This window comes from Citreimonas salinaria, assembly GCF_900107235.1.
GTDB lineage: Bacteria > Pseudomonadota > Alphaproteobacteria > Rhodobacterales > Rhodobacteraceae > Citreimonas > Citreimonas salinaria.
Map to the genome: position 1 here is coordinate 1 of NZ_FNPF01000058.1, position 1,309 is coordinate 1,309.

The window sequence follows — 1,309 nt, forward strand, 5'->3', positions numbered from 1 at the left end:
TGAACTGGCCCCCGTTTCGACCGGACACTCGGGCATAACCATGGAGGCTTAGGCATATGCCTAAGCACGTGCTTATGTCTGACTATGAGATCATTACCGATGGCGGCCGTCGGCGCCGCTGGCCTGCTGCTGAGAAGATGCGGATCGTCGAGGAGACGTTGGAGGACGGCGCCAGCATCTCGGTCGTCGCTCGCCGGAATGGCGTTGCTCCGAACCTTCTGTATCGTTGGCGTCGCCTGATGCTGGATGGGGGTGCCGTAGCCGTGTCTGAAGATGACGACGTGACCAGCAATCGAGCGGTTCGCCAGATGGAGGATCGCGTCCGCGAGCTGGAGCGGCAGCTCGGGCGCAAGACGCTCGAGGTCGAGATCCTCAAGGAGGCTCTGGACAAAGCGCGCTCAAAAAAACGGACGTGGCTTGCGCAGTCGCAGCCGAAGGACGGTTTCCGGTGAAGGTCGTGGCCGAGACTTTGGGCGTCTCCCGATCCAACCTCCATGCTCGCCTGACCGGGAGCGCAAAGCCGCGTCGGCGCTATCATAAAGCGCAAGACGCGGCGGTCCTGCCGCTGATCACAGCGCTGGTCGCGGCGCGCCCGACCTACGGCTACCGCCGCATCACGGCGCTCCTGAACCGCCAGCTCCGGGCGGAGGGCGCCGCGCCCATCAACCATAAGCGCGTCTACCGCATCATGCAGGCACACAGCCTTCTGCTGGCTCGCAGATATACCGAGCGGCCGGAGCTGACCCATGAAGGCAAGGTCGTGACGATGCGCTCGAACATACGCTGGTGCTCGGATGGATTCGAGTTCACCTGCTGGAACCGCGAGATCGTCCGGGGCGCGTTCATCGTCGATGCCCACGATCGAGAGATCATCTCCTGGCGAGCTGTAGTGAATGCAGGCATCAGTGGCTCGGACATCCGCGACATGATGCTGGAGGCGGTCGAGCAGCGGTTCGGAACCTACAGGGCGCCTCATCCGGTCGAAATACTGAGCGACAACGGCTCGCCTTACATCGCGAAGGAGACACGCATCTTCGCCCGCCAGCTCGGCCTGAAGCCCTGCTTCACACCGGTGAAGAGCCCGCAGAGCAATGGCATCTCGGAAGCTTTCGTGAAGACGCTGAAGCGGGACTACGTCCATGTGACGCCGCTACCGGATGCCGCTACAGTCCTCGAATTGATCGCTGGGTGGTTCGAGGACTACAACGACAACCACCCGCACTCAGGGCTGAAGATGCGCTCGCCACGCGACTTCATCGCAGCTCAAACCGCAACTGCCTGAGTGTCCGGCGAAACGGGGGCAAGACCA

At 62.5% G+C, this 1,309-nt stretch carries 1 protein-coding gene; it reads left to right on the forward strand.

The window, feature by feature from the left end:
• Nucleotides 1-56: 56 nt before the first annotated feature.
• A protein-coding gene (locus tag BLW27_RS20515) for an IS3 family transposase (protein ID WP_089886600.1) occupies nt 57-1,282 on the forward strand; the annotation gives its coding sequence in 2 pieces (ribosomal slippage) (nt 57-399 and nt 399-1,282; 1,227 coding nt in all).
• Nucleotides 1,283-1,309: the final 27 nt, after the last annotated feature.